Here is a 25,235-nt window from a genome sequence, read left to right on the forward strand (position 1 = left end):
CTTGCTCCGGCGGTCCTTGAACCGCCGGAGCGGTTGTCTATGGAGAAGAAGGAGTGGATATAGCTATGAGCACACAGCAGCCCATACTGCAAATGACCCGGATCCATAAACGGTTTCCGGGGGTGAAAGCTCTGACAGATGTGAGTCTGCGCCTGTTCCCCGGCGAGGTTCATGCCTTGATGGGCGAGAACGGCGCCGGCAAGTCCACCTTGATCAAGGTGTTGACCGGCGTCTATTCGATTGACGAGGGCCTTGTAGAGATGGAGGGCACAGCGATCTCCATGCGCAGCCCGCAGGAATCGCAGGCTGCGGGCATCAGCACCGTGTATCAGGAGGTGAATCTGTGCCCCAACCTGACCGTGGCCGAGAATATCTTCATCGGCCGGGAGCCGCGGCGGTTCGGCTGCATCCAGTGGAAGCAGATGAACCTGCGGGCAGCAGAGCTGCTCCGGGAACGGATGAATCTGCACATTGACGTCACCCTGCCTCTACAGAGCTACTCTGTAGCGGTTCAGCAATTGGTTGCCATTGCCAGAGCGCTGAATATCTCGGCGAAGGTGCTGATTCTCGATGAGCCGACCTCAAGCCTGGATCAGAACGAAGTGGATCAGCTGTTCCGCATTATGAGGAAGCTTCAGCAGGAGGGGCTGTCGATCCTGTTTGTGACGCATTTTCTGGACCAGATGTATGAAATCTCCGACCGGGTCACCATTCTGCGCGGCGGCGAGCTGGTCGGTGAATACATGGCGAACGAGCTAAGCCGCCTGGATCTCGTACTCAAAATGATCGGCAAGGAGCTTCATCTGCTGGATGAGCTGCCAACGCTTGCGGCACAGGACAAGAACAGCCTGGGCGATGAGCTGCTGAGGGCGGAAGGGCTGGGCCGCCGGGGCGGAATCGAGCCGTTCGACCTGGCGATCCGCAAGGGAGAGGTCGTCGGACTAGCCGGGCTGCTGGGTTCCGGGCGGACGGAGGCGGCCCGCCTGTTGTTCGGTGCCGACAAGCCGGACTTCGGGCAAGTGATCTTGCCGTCAACTGGCGGCGGGGTGCACTCCCCCCGGGAAGCCATAGGACGGCGGATCGCCTTCTGCTCGGAGAACCGCAAGACCGAGGGGATCATCGGCGATCTGACAGTAAGAGAGAACATTATTCTGGCGCTCCAGGCCAAGGACGGGATGTTCAAGACGATCCCGCGCAAGCGGCAGGAGGAGCTGGCCGGAGAATACATCCGTATGCTGAATATCAACCCTCCCAGCCCGGACCAGCTGATCAAGAACCTCAGCGGCGGCAATCAGCAGAAGGTGCTGCTGGCCCGCTGGCTGCTGACGGAGCCGGAGCTGTTCATCCTCGATGAGCCGACGCGGGGCATCGATATCGGAGCCAAGGCAGAGATTCAGAAGCTGGTGCTGACGCTCTCCCGGCAGGGGATGTCGTTCCTGTTCATCTCCTCGGAGCTGGAGGAGGTGCTGCGGGTCAGCGACCGGATCGCCATTCTGCGCGACCGCCGCAAGGTGAAGGAAATTTCAGAGAAGGACATGAGCCAGCAGCAGATTATGCAGGCGATTGCGGGAGGCTGAACCAATCATGAGCTCAATAATGAAGCATCACTTATTCTGGCCGCTGTGCGTTCTGGCTGCACTGCTGCTGTTCAACCTGTGTTATTCGCCGGATTTCTTCTCGATCACCGTCCATGACGGGCATTTATACGGCAGCTTGATCGACATACTGAACTTCGGTGCCCCGCTGATCCTCGTAGCTATCGGAATGACGCTGGTAGTCGCTACCAAGGGGATCGACCTGTCGGTCGGTTCCATAGTAGCCATCTCGGGCGCTATCGCATGCTTGAGTATCAGCAGGGGAGCGGATCAGAACAGTCTGGGGCTGATCCTGACCTCGGTGCTGCTCGCCGCAGGCTTGTCCCTAATGCTGGGGGCCTGGAACGGACTGCTGGTCTCCGGGGCCGGGATTCAGCCGATTATTGCCACGCTGATTCTGATGGTTGCGGGAAGAGGCATCGCCCAGCTCATTACCGGCGGACAGATTATTACGGTAACCAGCACCAAGTATGCGTACATCGGGTCCGGTTCACTGGCGGCGCTGCCTTTTTCTATTTTTGTCGTAGCTCTGGTTCTGGTGATCGCTCTGCTGCTTACCCGGCGGACGGCCCTCGGCCTGTTCATCGAATCGGTGGGCTGCAATCCGGCCGCCAGTAAGATGTCCGGCATCCGTGCCCACTTAGTCATCTTGTCTGTCTATGTGTTCTGCGGCTTATGCGCCGGTATCGCCGGCCTGCTGCTTAGCTCGAATGTCTCCAGCGCTGACGGCAATAATGCCGGTCTCTGGTATGAGCTGGACGCTATTCTCGCCGTGGTCATCGGCGGGACGTCGCTGAACGGCGGCCGCTTCTATCTTACCGGCACCGTGATCGGAGCGCTGATCATCCAGACGCTGACCACCACCATCTATATGATCGGTGTGCCGCCGGAGATTACGCTGGTTGTTAAGGCCTGTGTCGTCCTGGCCGTCTGTCTGATCCAGTCGGATACCTTCCGCGCCGCGATTGCCGCCCGCTGGAAGTCGCGGCATTACCCCGCTGAGAAGGAGATGAGCCGTCATGTCTCTTAACCGCAAGTATATTCCGATTGTTGTCACCATTCTGCTGTTCATCGTCATGTTCACCGCCGGTTCCTTCCGGTACACAGGCTTCTTCTCTCTCCAGGTGCTGATGAATCTGCTGGTGGACAATGCTTTTCTGCTAATCACGGCGGTGGGCATGTCGTTCGTTATTCTGTCCGGCGGCATCGATCTGTCGGTCGGCTCGGTGATTGCGTTATCCACAATGGTCTCGGCAAGCCTCGTGCAGCAGCAGGGCTGGCCGCCCGCCGTGGTCATCCCGCTGGTACTCCTGATGGGGGCCGTATTCGGCACGGTCATGGGGGCGATTATCCATTATTTCTCCATCCAGCCGTTCATCGTCACACTGGCCGGAATGTTCCTGGCCCGGGGCTTATGCTATGTGATCAGCATCGATACCATTACTATTGATAACACCTTCTATACCGCTATGGCCCAGACGCGAATTCCGCTGCCGGGCGGCAGCTTCCTCTCCATCAGCGCTGTTATCGCTATACTTGTCGTAGCAGCCGCTATCTTCACGGCTCACTATACCCGGTTCGGGCGCAATGTGTATGCCCTTGGGGGCAGTGAGCAATCGGCACTGCTGATGGGGCTGCCTGTGGCGAGAACCAAGGTGCTGGTCTATACGCTTAGCGGGCTATGCTCGGCGCTGGCAGGCGTGGTGTTCACCTTTTACATGCTGTCGGGGTACGGGCTGCATGCCGTCGGCTTCGAGCTGGACACTATCGCGGCGGTCGTCATTGGCGGCACACTGCTGACCGGAGGTGTAGGATATGTGCTGGGCACCTTCTTCGGTGTACTGATTCAAGGCGTAATTCAGACGATTATCAGCTTCGAGGGCACGCTCAGCTCCTGGTGGACGAAGATCGTCATCGGCCTGCTGCTGTTCATCTTCATCCTGCTGCAGCGGGTGCTAAGCTCCAGGCGGCTGACTTTAAAAGAATAAGCACTCCGCATGGAGAGACAAATTATACTTGTCTCTCCATTTTATTGCTATATAATTGTAATCGCTATCATACAGAAGGGGGGATCTGCTTGCGAACGGTAAAAGAATGCCTGGTGCTGCTGTTCTTCGTCCTAACACTGATGCTGACGGGCGGCTGCACGGGTGGCGGAAATAACGGCGGGCCACAGTCGATTCCCATGTCCGAGCCTTCTCCGGCGGCCCTTACAGGCCTGCTGCCATCCGCAGCGGAGATTGCCGCTGACAACGAGCCTATCGTGCTGGGCTTCTCCCAGCTCGGGTCGGAGAGTACCTGGCGGGAAGCGAACACCGCCTCGATCCGCGAAGCCGCCGGGGAGGCGGGGATTACGCTGCTGCTGAAGAACGCCGAACAGGATCAGCAGCAGCAGTTCGAGGCCATCCGCTCTTTTATCCGCAGCGGGGTCGATGTGATCGCCATTGCGCCTGTGGTGCAGACCGGCTGGGAGCCGATTCTGCTGGAGATTAAGCAGGCCGGAATTCCGGTGATTATCCTGGACCGTTCAGTGAATGTACCGGACAGCTCGCTCTATGTCACGTTCATCGGCTCTGACTTCTACGAAGAAGGGGTGAAGGCGGCCAAGTATGTGAGGGACAAGATGCGCCATCACAGCGAAGAGATCCGCATTGCCGAATTGCAGGGAACCGTAGGCTCAACGCCGTCCATCGACCGCGGACGCGGGTTCCGCAAGCTGATCGCGGATCAGCCGAACCTGCGGATTACCCTGAGCGCCCCGGCGGATTTCACGCGCAGCGGCGGTCATGAGGTGATGAAGACCTTCCTGCAGCAGCCGAAGGAGCAGTGGCCCCGCGTACTCTATTCCCACAATGACGATATGGCGATCGGCGCGGTAGAGGCCATTAAGGAGGCGGGGCTTGTGCCGGGGGAGGATATAATCATTGTGTCGGTGGACGGGACGCGGCGGGCATTCGAGCAGATGGTGGCGGGAAGCATCAACGCGGTGGTCGAATGTAATCCGCTGCTCGGGCCTCTGCTCATGCAGGCCGTGAAGGAGATTATGGCCGGCCGGACCCTGCCGAAGCGGATGGTGACCCCGGAGGATATATACACCCAGGAGCTGGCTGTAATAGAGATCAACAACCGCAAATATTAAGACAAAAAAACCAAAAAATTTCAACTTTTCAAACAAAAATCTACATTGTTCATTGGGCAGAAGTATATTAAGATGATCTCGAATAACAAATATTAGTAGATTCATTCAAGTAATTCAATAGGAGGGGAGGATTGTGAGCTTCCGGCATAAGTAACGCATCCGATTGAAAGGGTTTACAAAAAATTGTAATGGAGGAGAATGCCGATGTTCAAAAAGCTCTCGGTGCTTGCGATGACCTTTGTTCTGCTGCTGGGCTGTATGCCTATGCTATCTGCTCAAGCGGCAGGGAACGCCACAGCCAAACAGCCGGGAAATTCCAATCCGCTGATGGACCACAAGCTGGGTGCCGATCCCTTCGCATTGACGTACAACGGAAGAGTCTATATCTATATGTCGAGTGATGCCTATGTCTATAACAGCAACGGAACCGTAAAGGATAATGATTTCAGCGCACTGAACAAAATTAATGTCATCTCTTCGGCAGATATGGTGAACTGGACAGACCATGGCGCCATCCCGGTAGCCGGAGCCAATAATGTCAACGGTTCTGCGGGTATTGCCAAATGGGCCTCGCTCTCCTGGGCGCCTTCAGCAGCCGTGAAGAAAATCAACGGACAGGACAAGTTCTTCCTGTACTTCGCCAACGGGGCATCAGGCATCGGGGTACTGACAGCCAACTCTCCGATTGGCCCATGGTCCGATCCGTTGGGTAAAGCGCTGGTGACAGGCAGTACACCGGGAATGTCCGGGGTGACCTGGCTGTTTGACCCGGCGGTGCTGGTCGATGACGACGGCAGCGGTTACCTGTATGCAGGCGGGGGCATCCCCAACACTTCGGACCCGGCATCTATCGCGAGTCCCAAGACAGCCCGCGTGCTGAGACTGGGTGCGGATATGACCAGCATTGTTGGAAGCGCCTCCACTATTGATGCTCCCTATATGTTCGAGGATTCGGGCATCCACAAGTACGGCGGCAAGTATTATTACTCGTATTGCTTCAACTTCTCCGGCACGCACCCGGCTGCCTATCCGGCAGGTGAAATCGGGTACATGGTCAGCAACAGTCCGATGGGGCCATTTACGTACACCGGACATTTTCTGAAGAATCCTTACACCTTCTTCGGGGTAGGCGGCAACAACCACCATGCGGTATTTAACTTCAACAACCAATGGTATGTTGTCTATCACGCTCAGACTGTGGCGAAGGCTGTCCTCGGTGACGGCAAAGGCTACCGTTCTCCGCATATCAACAAGCTGGTCCATAATTCGAACGGAACCATCCAGGAGGTTCAGGGAGACATGGCGGGCATCGCCCAGATTGCCAATCTCAATCCGTACACCCGGGTGGAAGCTGAGACGATCGGCTGGAATGCAGGCATTACAACGGAACGTACGCAGGCTGCGGGCGGTCCTGTCAGCAATATGAATGTGACCAATATTAACAATGGAGACTGGGTTGCTGTGGGCAATGCCGATTTCGGCTCCGGCGCGTCCAGCTTCAAGGCGAATGTGGCTTCCGCCACAGGCGGCGGTAAAATCGAAATCCGGCTCGACAGCGCAACCGGCCCGCTGGTCGGCACGCTGAATGTTCCTAATACAGGAGGAGCCCAGTCCTGGCAGGAGGTACAGACTACGGTCAGCAATGCGACAGGAGTGCACAGACTCTATCTGGTCTTTACCGGATCAGGCTCCGGCAATCTGTTCAACTTCGATTACTGGCAGTTCTCGACGGGCGGTGATGGCGGCACGACGCCTCCTCCGGTGAGCAAGGTGGAAGCGGAGGATATGACGCTCAGCGGGACCTATGCGGGCAAGATCACTTCCCCTTTCAGCGGAGTGGCGCTGTACGGGAATGATGACGCTGCTGCGTTCAATCAATATTATGCCTACGGCACGCATAACTTCTCGGTCCGGGGGGCTTCTAACAATTCCTCTACGGCGCGGGTGGATCTGCTGATCGGCGGTGTGAACGTTGGCTCCTTCAATTTTAGCGGCACAACCCCTTCTGTGCAGACGTTGACCAATGTGGCCCACGCCACCGGCAATCAGGAGGTCAAGCTGGTCGTAACTACGGACAATGGAAGCTGGGACGCCTATGTGGATTATATTGAATGGAGCCAGTGACGAAGCAATGGGGCGGGAGGAATGGGATTATGGCTAAAAAGGCAGGGCTGTACCTGCTGGCAATTTCGCTCATGCTTGGCATCCTGTTCAATCCTTCTACGGCTGCGGCGGCGACCTTCACCAACCCGTTTATCTATGCCGATGCCCCGGACAATGATGTCATCAGGGTAGGCAATGTGTATTACATGACCAGTACCACCATGCATATGACCCCTGGAGTCCCTATCATGAAGTCCTATGATCTGGTGAACTGGGAAATCGTGAATTATGTCTACGATACGTATGCGAACGGGGATGCCCAGAACCTGAACAACGGACAGAATGAGTATGGCAAGGGTTCCTGGGCCAGCAGCATCCGGTACAATAACGGGATCTACTATGTGTCCTTCGGGTCCAACTCAACCGGCCGGACTTATATCTATCAGACCTCGAATATTGAAAATGGCCCCTGGACCTCATCGGTCCTGAACAGCTATTATCACGATGCGTCGCTGCTGTTCGACAATGGCCGGGTCTTCCTGGTGTACGGAGTTGATAATATCAGCCTGATTGAGCTGACGGCAGATGCCAAGGCGATTAAGTCTGGCGGAATCAGTCAGGTCATCATCCCGAATTCCAGCAATATTGTCGGTTCGAGCTTCATCGTGAAGGCCGAAGGTGCGCATATCCAGAAGATCAACGGCTATTATTATGTGTTCCTGATCTGCTGGCCTTCGGGAAGCGGACGCACCCAATTGACCTACCGCTCCACCAGCTTAACTGGAGGCTATACGGGGCAGGTGTCACTTAACGACTCGGGCATTGCCCAGGGAGGAATCGTGGACACGCCATCCGGCTCCTGGTACGCGATGCTCTTCAGAGACAGCGGGGCGGTCGGGCGGATGCCGTATCTGGTGCCGGTAACCTGGTCAGGGAACTGGCCGGTCTTCGGAAGCGGGGGCAAGGCGCCGCGGACCCTGAACCTGCCTGCCGAAGGGTATCCGGTGAAGAAGGTGTACGAGTCAGACGAGTTCACAGCCCCATCTTCAGGCTCAGGGCTGGCTAAGGTCTGGCAGTGGAACCACAATCCTGATAACTCGAAGTGGTCGCTGACTCAGCGCCAAGGCTTCATGCGGCTGACGACCGGCAAGGTAAGCACAAGTCTGCTGGATGCCCGGAACACGCTGACCCAGCGGACGTTCGGACCGAAGAGCACAGGCATCACGGCTCTGGAGACGGGCGGAATGAAGGACGGGGACGTTGCCGGACTGGCTGCTTTTCAGGCTAAATACGGGTTCGTCGGTGTGAAAATGTCCGGCAATTCCAAATCCATTGTGATGGTCAATGCCAGCTCCGGGTCTATGACTCAAGTGGCGGGTGTGCCGCTCAGCCAGAACAGAGTCTATCTGAAGGTGCTCTGCGATTTCACTAATCAGACGGATAAGGCGTACTTCTCCTATAGTCTGGACGGCAACAACTGGACATCCATAGGGAATACGCTGCAGATGTCTTATACGCTGCCTCACTTTATGGGCTACCGGTTTGCGTTGTTCAACTATGCGACGAAGTCAGCGGGCGGCTATGCGGATTTTGATTATCTGCGTCTGGAATAGCTTGTTTGAATTTGAACCCAATTAGAAAAAGGAGATGTATTCAATTGAAGAATAGAATCAAGAAGGTTGTGGGCGGGCTCGCCTTAGCGAGTGTGCTGCTCACTTCTGTGATGGCAGGCAATGCCAGCGCAGCAATTACCAACGGATCGAAGTTCCTGGGGAATATTATTGCCGGCAGTGCTCCCAGCAACTTCACCACCTATTGGAATCAGGTCACCCCTGAGAACGGCACCAAATGGGGAGCGATTGAAGGCAACCGCAACCAGATGAACTGGGGCAATGCGGACATGATCTATAACTATGCGATTAGCAAAAATATCCCGTTCAAGTTCCATACCCTGGTCTGGGGAAGCCAGGAGCCTAACTGGGTTGCCGGCTTACCGGCAGCGGAGCAGAAGGCGGAGATTAGCTCGTTTATTACTCAGGCAGGCCAGCGTTATTCGGCCAAGTCAGCTTTCGTGGATGTTGTCAATGAACCACTGCATGCCAAGCCTTCATACCGCAATGCCATCGGCGGTGATGGAAGCACCGGCTGGGATTGGGTCATCTGGTCCTTCCAGCAAGCCCGGGCGGCGTTCCCGAATTCCAAGCTGCTCATCAATGAATATGGCATTATCGGTGACCCCAGTGCGGCCGACAAGTACGTGAACATTATCAATATCCTGAAATCCAGAGGACTGATCGATGGTATTGGTATTCAGTGCCACTACTTCAATATGGATAACGTAAGTGTGAGCACCATGAATACTGTACTGGGTAAGCTTGCTGCAACAGGCCTGCCAATCTATGTCTCCGAGCTGGATATTACCGGTGATGACAACACCCAGCTTGCCAGATACCAACAGAAATTCCCTGTGCTCTGGAACCATCCTTCCGTTAAGGGCGTAACCCTGTGGGGCTACATCCAGAATCAGACCTGGGCAGCCAATACCCATCTGGTGAATTCCAACGGTACAGAGCGCCCTGCCCTGAAATGGCTAAAGCAATACCTGGGCGGCTCGTCGGCCCTGATGGAAACCACCGACACCCAGGACATCACCGACAGCGTGATCCAGCCGGACAGTGTGGTTGAGCCAGACCTGCAACTGGATCTCCAGCCCGTGCTGGAACCCGTTCCGGCCGAGTAAGCTGAGGCAGGCCTTCACCATAAGGGCTGTTGCCAAAGTGTGAACAAGGCTGTTACTGATGTATGAATATGGCTGCTCCCCAGCGTGATAAGATGCGCCGGGAGCAGCCTTTTTTTGGTGGGATGCAGTGCGGAGGTGCGCGGACCAAATGTAGGCGAAAAACCGAACACAATGGTTAGTGCGGAGGTGCGCGGACCAAATGTAGGCGAAAAACCGAACACAATGGTTAGTGCGGAGGCGCGTGGGCCGAATGTAGGCGAAAAAGCGAACACATTGATTAGTGCGGAGGCGCGTGGGCCGAATGTAGGCGAAAAACCGAACACAATGTGCGTTTGCAGATGGACCGTAAGGCTCCTTGTGATCTTTATCTTGCGTTCGCTGACCAAAAGTGGCACACTAGTGCTAGATATGTCAAACGTGGCAAAGAATGCCCCGCTCCCTTCTCTTGCAGAAGGAGGCGGGGTTTTGTGCGTTTAGAGAATAATTTCATTGCAGAGCGGGGGAATTAAAGTGGGCTTTACAGAAGAACATGACCAATGGTTAAGCAAGCATTTGAAACGAAGAAAGGGGGAGCGGCTCGATGCACTTAAGCGGGGGCATAGCTACGGTAACCGCTTATTCGTTGAATGTGTGTGGTGGCCGCTTACCGGACATTTTCACGGACTCCATCCGGAATATGAAGTTAAGGACTGGCGCGGGAGATCCTATTTTATTGATTTACTGTGGAAGGTTGGTTCCTCGCGTATTGCATTTGAGATTATGGATTATGGTTCGCATGGTACGGACCGGAGTAAATACCGGATGGACTTGAATCGCGGTCTCTTCCTGCAATCACAGGACTATATGGTGCTCTATATCTCACTGGATGAGTTGAAAGAAAATCCCTCTTTTGTCCTCTCCACACTGCGGAACGTTCTGTCTCCTTATTTGTTGGCAGGAACTGCTAATAGAAGCACAGAGAAATCCTATTCCAGAATCGAACGAGAATTGATGAGGTTAGCTATCCGTAACTATCGTGTCCTTCGTCCCATTGATGCAGCGAGAGAGCTTGAGTTACATTACACGACAATTATCAAGTACAGCCGTATGCTGGTGGATAAGGGGAAATTCCGTCCTGTAGCTAGAGGGACATCTCCACGAGTTACATACTACGAGTACATAGGTACAATTCAAAGTCCAGATCTGGTCTAAAAAACAGCGTCACCGAATGTAATCGAAAAACCGATCACATTGCGCCGGACGGGTGGTGTGGACGGAAATGTAATCGAAAAACCGATTACAATCAGCCGGGCGGGTGGTGTAGCCGGAAATGTAATCGGAAAACCGATTACAATCGGCCGGATGGGTGGTGTAGCCGGAAATGTAATCGGAAAACCGATTACAATCGGCCGGGCGGGTGGTGTGGACGGAAATGTAATCGGAAAACCGATTACAATCAGCTGGATGGGTGGTGTATCCGGAAATGTAATCGGAAAACCGATTACAATCAGCTGGGCGGGTGGTGTAGCCGGAAATGTAATCGGAAAACCGATTACAATCGGCCGGGCGGGTGGCGTAGCCGGAAATGTAATCGGAAAACCGATTACAATGGGCCGGGCGGGTGGCGTAGCCGGAAATGTAATCGGAAAACCGATTACAATCGGCCGGACGGGTGGTGTAGCCGGAAATGTAATCGGAAAACCGATTACAATGGGCCGGGCGGGTGGTGTAGCCGGAAATGTAATCGGAAAACCGATTACAATCGGCCGGGCGGGGGGCGTAGCCGGAAATGTAATCGAAAAACCGATTACAATGGGCTGGATGGGTGGCGTAGCCGGAAATGTAATCGGAAAACCGATTACAATCAGCTGGATGGGTGGCGTAGATGGAAATGTAATCGGAAAACCGATTACAATGGCCCCTATCCGCTACCCCCACCCCCATCCGCCGGAGGAAGAATGAGTGTCCCCTCCCTATACACCTTCCTGTACTGTGAAGGCGTGTACGAAGTAACCTTCTTAAATATCTTCGAGAAGTACAGCGGGTCGTGGTAGCCGACCGAGTAAGACAACGACTTCACCGACAACCGCGACTCTGCCAGCAGCTCGGAGGCCCGCCGGATACGCACGGTGGTCAGGTAGCCGGAGATAGAGGTGCCCGTCTCTTTTTTGAACAGCCGGAACAGGTAACTGCGCTCAATCGACACATATTCCACCACATCCAGCACCGATAAGGAAGACTTCCAATAGTTACTCTCAATATAGGCCTTCGCTGACCCTACATAGTCCTTCTTGAGACTGGCCTGCTCACTCGGATAATACTCCATGTAATACGACAGCAGCAGATGAAGCGCTGCATCCGAGCGCTCCCGTGCATACGGCTCCTGTTGATACCCCTTGACCTGATCGAACATAGCCCTGAAATCCTGCGGGGCAGCCGTTACAACGGGCTGGTCCGGTGAGATATGAATCATGGCAAGTAGGCGCAGAGCCTCCGCCCCGCTGAACTCAATCCAGCAATACGCCCATGGGTCCTGCGGATCAGGATAATAATACACCTCTGTCTGCGGAAAAATCATAAAGCTCTCGCCCGTCTCCACAGGGTGTACCGTCTGGCCGGTCTTCAAGTAGCCCCTGCCGCTTACGATATAATGCAACGCATATACATCACGGACGCCGGGTCCCCATCTGTGCAGATTGGGGGGCTTGTACCCGTTCCCTTTTACCATAGGACCCTCGCCAAGTCCGAATTCCTTTGAGTTCATAGTTGGCACCTATATCCTTCATCTTAGAGCTTCTGTTATAAGAAGCACTAATGAAATTAACGAAAAGCAAAAAGAAGCGTAGGGGAAATTTGGAACTGGAGTAGCGGTAGCGGCCGGAAGTCCAAATGTTCACCGCAGTGACGACCATGCTTCGAGTTCAAATCTTAAGTCTGTCTTCTATACTATAAGACGAATACAACAAATAAACAAAGGAAGCGTATTCAAAAATGACAACGCTTTCTTAAGAATGTTGGCTTACGCCGTCCCCGGGCTTGCAGGTAAACTAAAGGTACGAGGGAGGAGCGCATATGGAATTGGAAACACAGCCAAGAAGTCTCGGAACCGGCGGCGGCCGGCGGTCGATATTATGGAAGCGGTTTAAAAAACAGAAAGTACTGCATTTGTTCGTCGGGCTAGGCATGATCTATCTGCTGATCTTCGCGTATACTCCGATGTTCGGCATACTGATGGCGTTCAAGGATTACAGCATCTCCAGCGGCATCAAAGGAATCTTTACCAGCGATTGGGTCGGGCTGAGGTATTTCGATGAATTCGTCCATGACTATCAATTCGGCAAGCTGGTCCGCAACACGCTGGTCCTTAGTCTGCTGAAGGTCATCTTCGCCTTCCCGGCGCCGATCCTGCTGGCGATCATGCTGAACGAAGTGAAGCACATGGCCTTCAAGCGGTTTGTGCAGACAATCAGCTATCTGCCGCATTTTATCTCCTGGGTGGTCGTGGTTGGCGTATCCTATGCCTTCCTGTCCGCCGATGTCGGTGTGGTCAATAAGGCGCTGATGGCGATGGGCTTCACGGATGAGCCGCTGGCCTTCCTGACCAGTCCGAATTACTTTTGGGGGCTGGCGGTAGGGAGTGCGGTGTGGAAGGAGATGGGCTGGTGGACGATTATTTTTCTGGCGGCAATATCGGGGATCAGTCCTTCCCAGTATGAGGCTGCTGAGATTGACGGTGCCGGAAGGCTGGCGCGAATCCGTTATATCACCCTGCCGGGGATGAAGGGAACTATCGTTGTTGTGCTGGTGCTGACCATCGGGAGTATTCTCGGCGGCGGATTGGTCGGCTCCAACTTCGAGCAGGCCTACCTGTTAGGCAACAGTATCAATAATCCAACCTCTGAGATTGTCCAGACCTACGCATTCAGGGTGGGGTTAAGCGACGGGAGGTTCTCCTATGCAGCGGCGATAGATTTAATTCAATCGGTGATTTCGGTAGCGCTGATATTCTCCAGTAACTATATTGCCAAGCGGGTATCAGGCTCCAGTCTGTTTTAGAGAGAGAGGAGGGAAGGCTATGCTGAAGAGTCAGCGGCAGAAGGATTTGGTTTTTGACAGCGTGATCTATGTGGTATTGTTCATTATTATGCTCACGATGCTGTATCCGTTCTATTATGTGTTAATTGCTTCCTTCAATAAAGGCTCGGACTCGCTGCTGGGCGGTGTGTATCTGTGGCCCCGGAACTTTACCCTGGAGAATTACCGGGTGTTCATGGATGATCCCAAGTGGGTGAAGGCGTTCCTGATCTCCGTACTGCGGACGGTGTCCGGCACCTTGCTCGGACTGCTGCTCACCAGCATCGTCGCTTACGGTCTATCCCATAGAGATCTGTTATTCAGCAAGGTCTATTTCACAGTGATCGTATTCGCCATGTACTTCTCCGGCGGGCTGATCCCTTATTATGTAGTCCTGCGTTCACTAGGCTTGTTAAATTCCTTTGCAGTGTACATTATCCCGTCTATGCTCAGCACGTTCTTCCTGCTCATTGCGATCTCGTTCTTCCGTGAAATTCCCGCTGAGCTAAAAGAATCTGCGCACATAGACGGGGCCGGTGAGCTTACGATATTCTTCCGCATCATCCTGCCGGTCTCAACGCCGGTGCTGGCAACTATGGCCTTGTTCATGGGGGTCGGGCAATGGAATTCCTGGCTGGATTCGGCTTATTTCGTCCAGTCCGAGGAGCTGCGTACGCTGGCCTTCCGCATGATGGAGGTCATCAACAAGAGCAACTCTCCGATGGATTCGCTGGCGGTAGCCAACAGTGCCTCGGCGGGTGTGACCAGCTTCTCCTTACAGGTCACTTCAATGGTGGTGTCGATTGTTCCCATTATCTGTGTGTACCCGTTCCTGCAGAAGTATTTCGTTCATGGCATCATGCTAGGCTCAGTAAAAGGCTAGGCCAGTGCTTCAGTGTTCAAATGTTCCATTGCTCATACAGCTCATTAATTCAATCATGGAGGGATTAGCTTGAACAAAAGCAGAAGCTTCAAGATCGTTGCAGCCGCACTCTCAATGGCCGTCGTATTATCCGCCTGCGGCGGTAACGGGGGAAATACCGGTCAGCCCGCCCCGTCCGGCAGCCCGGACGCCGCAGCAGGCGGGAATGCGCCGGCCAAGCCCGGACAGGTGAAGGAGTTAAGCCTCTTCATCGATGCGTCGTGGTACCCGGTTACGGAATGGAAGGGCCCGGTCGCCGACATGATTACCGAGAAGACAGGAGTGAAGCTGAAGGTTACGGTCGCTACCGATGATAAGCAGCTTCCGCTGATGATTGCCTCCGGTGACCTGCCGGACCTGGTGTTCACCTCTTCCAACATAGACCGGTTATCCGACTCGAAGCTGTCATATTCCTGGAATGAGCTGATTGAGAAATATGCGCCGGATTTCAAGATTGACAAGACCCGGATTGCCATTCATACCATGGATGACGGCAAGTTCTATACCGTGCGGAACTCCTTTGCGACCCAGGAGGAGATGAAGAATAGTAAATATTCGTTAGGCAGCGACGGCAACCCGGGCATCGCGGTCCGGGAGGATATTCTGAAGGAGCTGGGGAATCCGCCGATCAAGACCCTGGATGATTTCGTCAAGGTGCTGGGCATGGTCAAGGAGAAATATCCCGAGATGGTCCCGCTGATCATGGACAAGGACTGGATCGAGCAGTATTTCCTGGCCCAATTCGGTACGGAGACCCTGCTCGACGGCTGGTATGAACAGGACGGCAAGGTGGAATATGCGATCAGGCAGCCGAAGATGCTGGACTTCTTCAAGTTCATGAATAGCCTGTACCGCAACGGCTATATCCTGGCTGAGAATTTCGCACTGGCCAATGACCAGATTGATGATCAATATGCTACGGGCGGCAAAGCCTTCGCCCATAGCCATACTGTATCCACGGCAGATACCGATAACATCAAGATCAAGAGCAATCAGGGGAACTTCTCCTTCAAGATGCTGCCAAGCGTATTGTCGAAGGATGCCAAGGTAGTCAGCTCAGGACTCGGCTTCTCCGGAACCTTTATCACCAAGAAGAATAAGGACCCGGAGGCCTCCATCAAATTCCTTCAGTATCTGGCGAGCGATGAAGGCAAGAAGCTGACGATGTTCGGAGTCGAAGGGGTACACTGGACCTGGAATGAGGAGGGCCACCCCGACTTCAAATATAATCCGTCCGACGCTGATTTCGTGAACAGCAACGGGATTAAATGGTGGTATCTCTATAACGATGGGGTTACCGAAGGTATGCTGTCCTATGTTCCTGAGCTGCAGAAGACCCAGGCGCTGATGGAACTGAAGGCGGTCCGTATCTACAAGCCGGAGATCGGCTTGATCCAGACCCAGCCGGATTCACAGGAGAAGACCATTAAGACCAAGATCGATGAGATGGTCAAGAATGAGAAGGTCAAAATCTATCTGGCTGAATCGGAGGAAGCCGCAGTAGCAGCCTATGAGAATATGCTGAAGAACGCAGAGAACATCGGCCTGCAGAAGCTGACCGACTGGGCGAATGCGACCTATCAGAAGAAGAAAGAACTGTTCAAGTAAGCGAATTCCTGCCGGTAGAGACCTGTCTCTACCGGGTTTTACATGTTCATGGTAGGATTAGAGAACACAAGTCGGGCACCGGAGGGACAGACTGCCGTGAGCATCGTACGCAAGATGATAGTAGGATATATCTTTCTGATTTTTATTCCTGTAGTTACGTTTGGCTACTATTATTATAGTAAGATCTATGACAGTGTAAGCAGCCAGTTTGTGGAGAGCCGTCAAAAGATACTGGAGCAGGCCTATGCCAATATGAAGGCGGATCTGGCCCGGATTGATTCCACCCAGCGTATGCTGCAGTACAACCCGTATGTCACTGACTATCTGGACGGCAGCTATGAGACGGACTCAGAGAGCATATATGCCTATAACCGTTATATCAATCCGGTGATTCTGCAATCGCTTAATATCAGTCCTGAGATCGACACGTTCAGAATCTATATAACCAAGCAGGGCGTGCTGCCCATTACTGACCGGCTGCTCGAACTATCGGCGCTGGATGAACAGGGTGCCGAGGCTACCCGTATGCTGCGGCCGGGACAGGGCAAGTGGATCATTCCCGATCCTGAGGTGGAAGCGCCCCCGCTGGTATTCTACCAGAAAATATATAACAATGACTTTACCGAGATTGTGGGATTGCTGGAGCTGCGGGTCGGCAGTGAGCTGATCCGCAAATTCTACCGGGCGACAGGCGGAGGGGATTGGACCGCGCTGCTTCTGCCGGCAGAGGGCGGGCCGCTGGAGCGGGAAGGTATCCCCGCAGCGGTGGACGATGCCACCTGGAGAAGACTGACTTCGGGAGAAGCGCAGACCTATTTTATCAACCGGGAGGTCATTGTTAATCAGCTATATATGAAGGAACTGGGCGTACGTGTCGCCGTCATCGGCAAGGTATCCGAGGTGTTCCGCTCGATCCGGAGCCAGGAGCTGGTGATGATTACGACATTCGCGGTGCTGCTTGCGTTATTGTCGTTCGCCTATTACACACTCGCATCAACGATTACGAAGCGCGTACTCCGGCTCGCCAGACATATGCGCAACCTGAATGATGATAATCTGAAGCAGTCCATCAGCAAGGAAGATAAGCCGGGCCGCAGAGATGAGATCAGCTTCCTGACTGAGACCTATAATTCGATGCTCCTGCGTATGGATGAGCTGATCAACAATGTTCACCGGGCCGAGCTGCGCAATAAGGAAGCCGCTTACAAGGTGCTCCAGGCCCAGATCAAGCCGCATTTTCTCTATAATACGCTGGAGACCATCCGCATGCTGGCTGAATCGAACAACGACAAGGAAGTGGCGGAGATCTCTTACTGGTTCGGTAAGCTGATGCGCTACAGCCTGTCCGCCCAGGACGATCATACCGTTCTCTCCCAGGAGCTTGAGACCGTGGTCTTCTACCTCAATATTCACAAAATGCGGCTGCAAAAAAGACTTACCTATGAGGTCGATATCGCTGTGGCTGCGAAGACCCTGATCTGTCCAAGATTCATCCTCCAGCCGCTGGTTGAGAATAGTATTATTCACGGAGCTGCTGTGACGCTGCGGCCGGTCCATATCCTGATTCAAGCGCAGGAGACGGCAGAGGAGATCCGAATCAGCGTATCCGACAGCGGCATTGGCATTCCTGAGAACCAGGTGCGGCTTATTCAAGCTCGGTTATCCCGCGGGGAAGAGGTGAAGACTCAGGAAGAGGCGGAGGGAGGCGTGGGCCTGTATAATGTCAGCGAGCGAATTAAATCATTTTATGGCGGGACCTCACGGCTGGTTCTTGAGAGTGAGGAGGGCAAGGGGACCTGCCTGACCATCATCCTATCGAAAGGGGCGGCAGAGCAAGCATGAGAATTTTGATCGTAGACGATGAGCCGATTATCCTTGGAGGGCTGGTGAAGGTGATTGGCGGAGCCGCGCCGGTCGGGGCTGAGATCCGCGAGGCCGGTGACGCCTTCGAGGCGCTTCAGATTATGAAGGAATACATGCCGGATGTGACGGTAACCGATCTGCATATGCCGGAGAAAAACGGGTTCGAGATGATGGAGGAGGCGAAGGAGAACGGTTTATGTGAGCGCTTCATTATTCTTACCGGACATGATGACTTCGAATATGCCCGCCGGGCGCTCCGCTACGGGGTAGTGGACTACCTGCTGAAGCCGGTGGATAAAGAGGAGGTAGCCCGGCTGCTGAGTCAGGTGAACCGGAATCTTCCCTCCCTGGACAGTACGGACTGTCCGCCTCATGCCAAGCGGATTCTTGCCTATACCCGGCTGAATTATATGAATGACCTGTCCCTGGATCATCTGGCCGAGCTGATGAACCTTCATCCGAATTACATCAGCAGCCTGTTCAAGAAGGTCACGGGTGATACCTTTGTCAATTACCTGAATACCACCCGGATCAAGGAAGCGCAGAAGCTGCTGAGCCTCCACCGGGATCTGCCGATAGTCGAGATCGGACGCCGGGTCGGGTATGAGAACAAACATTACTTCAACAAGGTGTTCAAAAAATACACCGGCAGCACCCCGGGCGCTTACCGGGAAGACCACTAAGGCTTGCGCTCGGCCGGGAGGCCGGGCGCGATGGGGCATGCTGTACCTACACGCCTCTCTTGGCCTTCCGGCACTTCAGATTGTACGTACGCCCGTAGGCTTTGCCGTATCTCACGATCCGGTCCAGCATCCGGGTATCCTTCAACTTGGTGAACGGGCAGGGATCAGGGGCGGTGTTCACTTCCAGAATCCAGGGAGTCAGCCGCCGGTCCAAGGCCACATCCAGGCCGATTTCCTTAAGTCCGGGATAGGCAGAGCTTAACTGGATGGCGCACTTCACGCCAAGTCCGTACATTTGGGCAAGCAGAGTCTTGCGCTTCTCGGAACGGGTGTAGGCCTTCAGCAGCGTCTCCACCGGATAGATGCTTCCGCCCTGGCTGCCATTCGTAACCACCTTCTGCGGATGCGCCACGCGTCCCGCCGCTCCTGTAGCCTCCCACTTTCCCTGAAGATTACGCTGCACCATCACACGGATATCAAAAGGCCGTCCGCCGTAAGTCAGCAGCCGGATGCCCTTTTGTACCAGATAGGACCGGCCCCGGGTCTCCGCCAGGAGGGACTGATAGGCCTCGTTATAATTACCGAATGTGCTTATCCTTGTCCCTGCCTGATAGCGGTAGGACCGCGCGTTCCCCGAATCAGCCCCACTTCCGCCAGCGCCGCTATTGCTCCGCAGTATCCGCTGTTCAACCCTTATGACCCCTTCGCCTAACGAACCGCAGCAGGGCTTAATATAGACCATCTGATGATTTTGCAGCATGGTCTGGAGTACTCTCCGGCTTAGTTTTCGGGTCTCCGGGATATGCCGCTTTAATTCAGACTTCTTCGCCAGCACCCTTGTCTTCGTTAATTTATTGGATATTCGGCTGATTTGCTCCTTCATGCTACTCCCCCGTTCTATGGACTCTAATAGGCTATAGTACGGTACAGAGCCGGATTTGGCTTGGGCGGATGCCCCGGGGCTGAACACACAGGCGGATTATTACATAGTTTATTGAAGGTAATTCATCCGGGAGGCTGCGTTCAGGCAACCGGTGCGGGAGGCGTCGAAAGGAATGGCGGAGCAGTGGCGGGATAAAGTAAACGAAGTAATCAGGTACTTCCCCTGGTACAAGGATCTTATCGGCAATGAGCACGTGAATTGCAGTCTGGAGCATCTTCCCCTGATGACTTCGGATCTGCTGGATATTCATTATTATAACAACGAACCGGATGCTTCCCATGCCGTCTACCGGACCTCAGGCACCAGCACAGGACGGCGTAAATCAATCGTCTATTCGGAAGAGGATGAACAGCATTATATCGATATCAAAACCAGGCTGTTCGAAAAATTGCTTCAGGGAAGCGGATGTGCAAGGGCGCTGGCGGATATGGGGACCGGACATGCTGCGAATACCGCGCTGGCCATTTTTGCACGGCTGGGACTGGCTAACAGCTCCATTCCCTTCGAGTTGCCGGTAGAACAGCATATTGAGCGTATTCAGGCTTTCCAGCCCGACCTGCTGTACACCATGCCCTCTATCCTGGATCATATCGTATATGCTGCGGAGGACCCCCGGGCATTTGGAATCCGCAAAATCATTCTGGTCGGCGAGATCGCTACCCGGGAGTGGCAGCAGAACATGGCCCGCCTGTTCGGCCTGAGGCTGCAGGATATTACCGATACGTACGGTTCGATTGAAATCGGCACGATTGCTTATTATTCGCATGAGCTGGGCCGCTATCTGCTGGCTGAAGGCATCGTTGCCGAAGCTGTGGGAACGGAGATCGTAGGGGAAGGACTCGACCCGCTGGGTAACGGCGAAGGCATTCTCGTGCTTACCTCAACCGTGCGTAAGCTGCTGCCTGCCCTCCGGTTTGTCACCTATGATGTGGTGAGGGATTTCAGGACCGTGCAGGTAGACGGCGTGGAGCGGCAGAGCTTCCAGTCCATCGTCAAACGGGTGGGCCGTGAACTGAAGCATGGGGAGAAAATCAGCATCTACGATATTGAACAGGTGGTCTACCGTCATCTTCAGCAGGCCAGGGTCCGGGTTCATGTCAGCCATAATGCATTATCCGTGTATATCCAGAGCAGGTCAGCAGTTCCCTCCTGCATTCCGGTCATCAGGGAAGAGATCAGGGCGTGCATCCCGGAGATTGGTCTGATGATCGCAAATCACCTGCTTGACGATATTGAGGTCATTCTGACGGAAGAGGACGAGGAGCTTATCGGCGGGCAGGTGAAGAACAAGAAGCTGTATTACCGGAAAGATCAAACGGAGCAGCAGACAGTGGAGCAGCGGGCAGAGCCTCAGCTTACCAGCGGGATTTTATCTTCTATCGGACATACACCACTCCTGAAGCTGGATAATCTGTTTGCTGCCAGCGGGTTCAGCGTTTACGCCAAAATGGAGCTGATGAACCCGGGAGGAAGCGCAAAGGACCGCCCAGCCTTGCGGATGATCCGGGAAGCCTGGAAGGAAGGCCTTATCGGACCGGGGACCGTCATTATTGAATCCAGCTCCGGGAATATGGCCATCAGCCTGGCCATGATATGCAAGCAGCTCGGGATGACCTTCATCAGTGTGGTGGATGCCAGAACCACCGGGATGAATCTTCAGCTGCTGAAGACTCTGGGTGCGGACATTGATTTCATTGACCGCCCTGATCCTGAAACCGGGGAATTCCTGCCGGCCCGGCTGAAGCGTGTGCAGCAGCTGCTCGCGGAGATACCGGGCAGCTATTGGCCAAATCAGTATGCCAATCCCAATAACTATCTATCACATTATGATACGACCATGCCTGAGATCGTGACGGAGCTGGGGCAGGTCGATTACCTGTTCTGTAGTGTCAGTACCTGCGGGACGATAAACGGACTGGCAGAATACGTGAAGGACAATGGACTGCGGACCCGGATTGTGGCGGTGGATGCAGAGGGTAGCGTTATTTTTGGCGGCCATCCGAAGAAGCGGCTCTTCCCTGGACTGGGTGCCGGTATTGTGCCCCCGTTATGCAGACTGGACCTGATCGACCGGATTGTGCATGTTGCCGACGTTGATATGGTGAAGGGCTGCCGGGCGCTGGCCCGCAGGGAATCCATTCTGGCCGGAGCCTCCTCCGGGGCAGTGCTTGCTGCTATTCGGCAACTTAAGGAGGAGATTCCTCCCGGCGCAGTCTGCACCGCCATCCTGCATGATAAGGGAGAACGGTATCTCGATACGGTCTACTCAGACACCTGGGTTCAGAGCCAATTCGGAGCGGAGCTGCTGTCAGCCATGGATGAGTATCTGGTGTGACCACCTTACCTGAGCTTGGCCTTATCGGCTGGGGACCGATAAGGCCAAGCTTATTGTCAGATGACTATTAGCGTTCCTTGGCGACCCGATCAAACGGATTCAGATATAGTCATCACCTGGGAAGAAGGCCTATGGTATGATGGACGTAATCGTAATAGCAGATCCGCCCGTGATTTTACACCCCATTAACATCCTTAATATGTTGGCGTGATATAACTGAAACAATCGGTTATAAGAGGAGAAGATGAGATGAAGCTAAGCAAAGAGGAGAGATCGTGGATTCTGTACGACTGCGGGAATTCCGCTTATTCGATGGCAGTGACTACGGCGCTGCTGCCGATTATCTTCGGGATGTTCGATAATGTGGGCAGCAGCATGGACCTGGGGTACTTCAACTCCATCGCCAGTATTCTGGTCGCGGTCCTCAGCCCGATTCTCGGTACGATTGCCGATTATAAGGACCGGAAGAAGCGGTTTTTTATTTTTTTCGCTGCGCTCGGTATCCTTGCCACCGCCTCCCTGGCCTTCGTGTCCCCGGCCAGCGGGCAATGGCAGCTGCTCATCGCCTTTTACATTCTGTCAGCGGTCGGCTTCGCCGGGTCCAACATCTTCTACGATTCCTTCCTGGTGGATGTTACGGAGGATGAACGGATGGACAAGGTGTCTACCCGAGGGTTCGCCTACGGCTACATCTTCAGTTGTATTCCGTTCGGCATCAGCCTGCTGCTGATCTTCCTGCTGGGAATGGACAAGGCCATCGGCTACCAGATTGGGTTCATCATTACGGCGCTCTGGTGGGGGCTGCTGACGGTGCCAATGATCCGCGATGTGAAGCAGAGATATTATATCGAGCCTGAGCCGAAGCCTGTTGCCCGGAGCTTCCAGCGTATCGCTGCCACCTTCAGGAATATCCGCCAGCACCGAATTGTCTTTGTGTTCCTGCTCGCCTACTTCTTCTACATTGACGGAGTAGATACGATTATCAAAATGGTTGTGCCCTACGCCACCTCCGTCCTCGGCACAGATGCCCTGGATACCTTCACGCTGCTGGGAATTCTGCTCATCATCCAGATTATTGCCTTTCCCTGCGCGATTCTCTATGGCAATCTGGCCAAAACCTACTCCGCCCGGAATCTGATTATTGCCGGGATCTTCACCTATGTTATTTCCTGTATCGCAGCGTTCTTCATTAGCTCGGTGTGGCATATTTTCCTGCTAGGTGCGCTGATCGGCTCGGCACAGGGCGGGATTCAGGCACTTAGCCGGTCCTATTTCGCCAAAATCATCCCGAAGGAGAATTCCAATGAATTCTTCGGGTTCTATAATATCTTCGGCAAGTTCGCGGCGATTCTCGGCCCTGCCTTAATGTCCCTGACCACTACCTTGATCGGTGATGCCCGCTATAGTATTTTGTCGATTATCCCGCTCTTTCTGATCGGCTTCTTCATCTTCATCACATTGCCAAAGGGGACATAGTATGGAATCTACTGGACTGCAACCGCCACCACCCTCTGCTGCCAAGCATCTGATCGTCATTTCCTATGATGCATTCTCTGAAGATCACTGGGAGATGGCCAGCCGCCTGCCCAATCTGTCCAAGCTGATCACCAGCGGTGCCTGCAGCAACCGTCTCAGAAGTGTCTATCCCACGCTCACTTACGTGGTACATACGACCATCGCTACCGGCGTCTACCCGGATAAACACGGCATCTATCACAACAATCCGCTGCAGCCGTTCGTGCCGGAGGAGGAGCAGCGCTGGTTCTGGTTCCGGGAGGCGGTCCAGGTGCCAACAATCTATGATGCCGCGCGTAAGGCGGGGCTGAGTACGGCGGGACTGCTCTGGCCGGTAAGCGGCAAGTCCTCGATTCAGTATAATATCCCGGAGATCCGTGCGCTAAAAGGAGAGAATCAGGCGCTCAAGATACTGCGAAGCGGCAGTCCCCTGTACTGCGCCCGGCTGGAGCTGAAATACGGACGGATCAGGCAGGGCATCACCCAGCCGCAGCTCGATAACTTCACCACGAAATGCGCCGCCGATACGATCAAGCGGAAGAAACCGAACCTGCTGCTGATGCATCTAATCGACCTGGATGACACCAAGCATATGTACGGCACGGACAGCGGGGAAGTAGACGATGTCATCCTGCGAATGGACAACCGGCTGGGTGAGATCATGCAGGCGGTAGAGGATGCCGGAATCCGGGAGGAGACGGTGATTATGGTACTGGGCGACCATGGTCAGTTCAACGTGCGCTACAAGGTGCATTTGAACAATCTTTTGCAGGCTAAGGGGCTGATCTATGACAAGGACGGCGTGATGCACTGGCGGGCCTACTTCCAGAGCGGCGGCGGTTCAGCTTATCTGCATGTGCAGCCCGGGGATGAAGAAGCGCTGCGGCTGGCCTTGGCGGCGGTGGATGAATATAGGCGTGACGGAGCACCCGGCATTGAGAGTGTATATACGGAAGAGACGCTGAAGCAGCTTCATGCCAGTCCGGTGGCAAAAGTCATGCTTGAAGCACAGCGGGGCTACAGCTTCGATGAAGCGCTGGCGGACACGCTGGTCACCGATCTGCAGGCTGAGGGTATACGCTATGCTACGCATGGCTACTCGCCGGATGCAAGCGGGTACCGCTGCAATCTCGTCATCGCAGGGGCCGGGATCAAGCAGGGCTATCCCATCGGCGATCTGGAGATGGTCGACATCGCCCCGACGATGGGACGAATTCTGGGGATAGAGTTCGGGCCGGGGGACGGGCGGGTGCTGGAGGAGATTTTTGAGGCATAGCTAGGGGGATAGTAATGGTAGTATGAATGATGAATAGAGCAACTTCCATCGGTCTGATCAGGATGTCCGCGCACGCGGCCGCCGGGTTAGGCTTTTTTTGTTGATAGGGTGGGTGAACAGGAGGATAGCTTGCTTATGCGGAGGTGTGGAGCGGGTGCACGCAAGCTGAATGTATGCGGAAAACCGAACACAATGTGCGCGCCGAGGTAGAGTGGCGTTTACCGCAGGAAATAGGTGAATTTCCTCCACTTGCTAATGAACGAATGAGCGCTTCCCGGACAACAGTTGTATAAACAACACTTAATTTCAGCCCATTTAGCTGCAGAAGCCCAAACAAACTATTTTAGTTGCACTATTTCCACTTGTTTCCATGCATTTGCCTGAAGTGGTCTAATTAAGATACGTTTTTCCACCTGTTTGCCGCTAAGAGGGAGGCGCTGCCCCTGAACATTAACCAACG

Annotated in this window: 19 protein-coding genes; 17 read left to right on the forward strand and 2 right to left on the reverse strand. The window is 54.3% G+C overall.

The genetic code is table 11. From position 1 onward, the window contains the following. Positions 1-65 precede the first annotated feature (65 nt). The 9 genes from NYE26_RS10695 (at position 66) to NYE26_RS10735 (ending at position 11,518) form a co-directional block, all read left to right on the forward strand. Positions 66-1,577, forward strand: coding sequence for a sugar ABC transporter ATP-binding protein (locus NYE26_RS10695; protein ID WP_209875729.1), 1,512 nt, complete (start codon positions 66-68; stop codon positions 1,575-1,577). Between the two features lie 19 nt (positions 1,578-1,596). Beyond that, a complete protein-coding gene (locus tag NYE26_RS10700) occupies positions 1,597-2,625 on the forward strand; it encodes an ABC transporter permease (RefSeq protein WP_036730241.1) in 1,029 nt (342 codons plus the stop codon). After that, entirely contained in the window at positions 2,615-3,583 is a 969-nt protein-coding gene (gene yjfF, locus NYE26_RS10705) for a galactofuranose ABC transporter, permease protein YjfF (protein ID WP_036729927.1), read from the forward strand. The genes NYE26_RS10700 and yjfF overlap by 11 nt, the downstream gene beginning before the upstream one ends. 89 nt (positions 3,584-3,672) lie before the next feature. Next, on the forward strand, positions 3,673-4,734 hold the full coding sequence (locus NYE26_RS10710) for an ABC transporter substrate-binding protein (protein ID WP_339255666.1): 1,062 nt from the start codon (positions 3,673-3,675) through the stop codon (positions 4,732-4,734). Positions 4,735-4,938: 204 nt separating this feature from the next. Beyond that, positions 4,939-6,858, forward strand: coding sequence for a carbohydrate-binding protein (locus NYE26_RS10715; protein ID WP_339255667.1), 1,920 nt, complete (start codon positions 4,939-4,941; stop codon positions 6,856-6,858). A gap of 29 nt (positions 6,859-6,887) precedes the next feature. Continuing rightward, complete coding sequence (locus NYE26_RS10720; RefSeq protein ID WP_339255669.1) at positions 6,888-8,450, forward strand: glycoside hydrolase 43 family protein; 1,563 nt, start codon at positions 6,888-6,890, stop codon at positions 8,448-8,450. Positions 8,451-8,542: 92 nt separating this feature from the next. Beyond that, on the forward strand, positions 8,543-9,577 hold the full coding sequence (locus NYE26_RS10725) for an endo-1,4-beta-xylanase (protein WP_339257433.1): 1,035 nt from the start codon (positions 8,543-8,545) through the stop codon (positions 9,575-9,577). A 510-nt stretch (positions 9,578-10,087) separates the two neighbouring features. After that, a complete protein-coding gene (locus tag NYE26_RS10730; RefSeq protein ID WP_339255671.1) occupies positions 10,088-10,768 on the forward strand; it encodes a hypothetical protein in 681 nt (226 codons plus the stop codon). Positions 10,769-10,807: 39 nt separating this feature from the next. Continuing rightward, entirely contained in the window at positions 10,808-11,518 is a 711-nt protein-coding gene (locus tag NYE26_RS10735; RefSeq protein WP_339255673.1) for a hypothetical protein, read from the forward strand. On the opposite strand, the gene NYE26_RS10740 is transcribed toward NYE26_RS10735, so the two are convergent. Next, positions 11,478-12,320 (reverse strand): AraC family transcriptional regulator, encoded by an 843-nt coding sequence (locus NYE26_RS10740; protein WP_339255674.1) that lies wholly within the window; start codon positions 12,318-12,320, stop codon positions 11,478-11,480. The two genes, NYE26_RS10735 and NYE26_RS10740, sit on opposite strands and share 41 nt — an antisense overlap. A 308-nt stretch (positions 12,321-12,628) precedes the next feature. Between NYE26_RS10740 and NYE26_RS10745 the strand changes: the two genes are divergently transcribed. The 5 genes from NYE26_RS10745 to NYE26_RS10765 all read left to right on the forward strand — a co-directional run bounded on the left by NYE26_RS10745 (position 12,629) and on the right by NYE26_RS10765 (position 18,706). Further along, positions 12,629-13,612, forward strand: a complete 984-nt coding sequence (locus NYE26_RS10745; RefSeq protein WP_036729919.1) for an ABC transporter permease subunit — start codon at positions 12,629-12,631, stop codon at positions 13,610-13,612. Between the two features lie 19 nt (positions 13,613-13,631). Further along, positions 13,632-14,513 (forward strand): carbohydrate ABC transporter permease, encoded by an 882-nt coding sequence (locus NYE26_RS10750; RefSeq protein WP_036729917.1) that lies wholly within the window; start codon positions 13,632-13,634, stop codon positions 14,511-14,513. 69 nt (positions 14,514-14,582) lie between these two features. Continuing rightward, positions 14,583-16,160 (forward strand): extracellular solute-binding protein, encoded by a 1,578-nt coding sequence (locus NYE26_RS10755; protein ID WP_339255677.1) that lies wholly within the window; start codon positions 14,583-14,585, stop codon positions 16,158-16,160. A 96-nt stretch (positions 16,161-16,256) separates the two neighbouring features. Continuing rightward, positions 16,257-18,002: a sensor histidine kinase gene (locus NYE26_RS10760; RefSeq protein ID WP_209875717.1), complete on the forward strand. Its 1,746-nt coding sequence runs from the start codon at positions 16,257-16,259 to the stop codon at positions 18,000-18,002. Beyond that, positions 17,999-18,706, forward strand: a complete 708-nt coding sequence (locus NYE26_RS10765) for a response regulator (protein ID WP_036729911.1) — start codon at positions 17,999-18,001, stop codon at positions 18,704-18,706. Before NYE26_RS10760 ends, NYE26_RS10765 begins: the two co-directional genes overlap by 4 nt. Positions 18,707-18,752: 46 nt before the next feature. Here the strand turns inward: NYE26_RS10765 and NYE26_RS10770 are convergent, their stop codons facing one another. After that, positions 18,753-19,589, reverse strand: coding sequence for a YheC/YheD family protein (locus NYE26_RS10770; RefSeq protein WP_339255680.1), 837 nt, complete (start codon positions 19,587-19,589; stop codon positions 18,753-18,755). A gap of 172 nt (positions 19,590-19,761) precedes the next feature. Here NYE26_RS10770 and sbnA point away from each other — a divergent pair, with 172 nt between their 5' ends. From sbnA to NYE26_RS10785, 3 genes are all read left to right on the forward strand, one after another. Next, entirely contained in the window at positions 19,762-21,984 is a 2,223-nt protein-coding gene (gene sbnA, locus NYE26_RS10775) for a 2,3-diaminopropionate biosynthesis protein SbnA (RefSeq protein WP_339255681.1), read from the forward strand. Positions 21,985-22,233: 249 nt separating this feature from the next. Then, positions 22,234-23,460 carry an MFS transporter gene (locus tag NYE26_RS10780; RefSeq protein WP_339255683.1) on the forward strand — a complete coding sequence of 409 codons (1,227 nt, stop codon included), beginning with the start codon at positions 22,234-22,236 and terminating at the stop codon, positions 23,458-23,460. A gap of 1 nt (position 23,461) precedes the next feature. Further along, the gene (locus NYE26_RS10785; protein WP_339255685.1) at positions 23,462-24,775 is read left to right on the forward strand and encodes an ectonucleotide pyrophosphatase/phosphodiesterase; all 1,314 of its coding nucleotides are present in this window, start codon (positions 23,462-23,464) and stop codon (positions 24,773-24,775) included. Positions 24,776-25,235 lie beyond the last annotated feature (460 nt).

The sequence above is a fragment of the Paenibacillus sp. FSL P2-0136 genome, assembly GCF_037975325.1.
Lineage (GTDB): Bacteria > Bacillota > Bacilli > Paenibacillales > Paenibacillaceae > Paenibacillus_AQ > Paenibacillus_AQ silagei.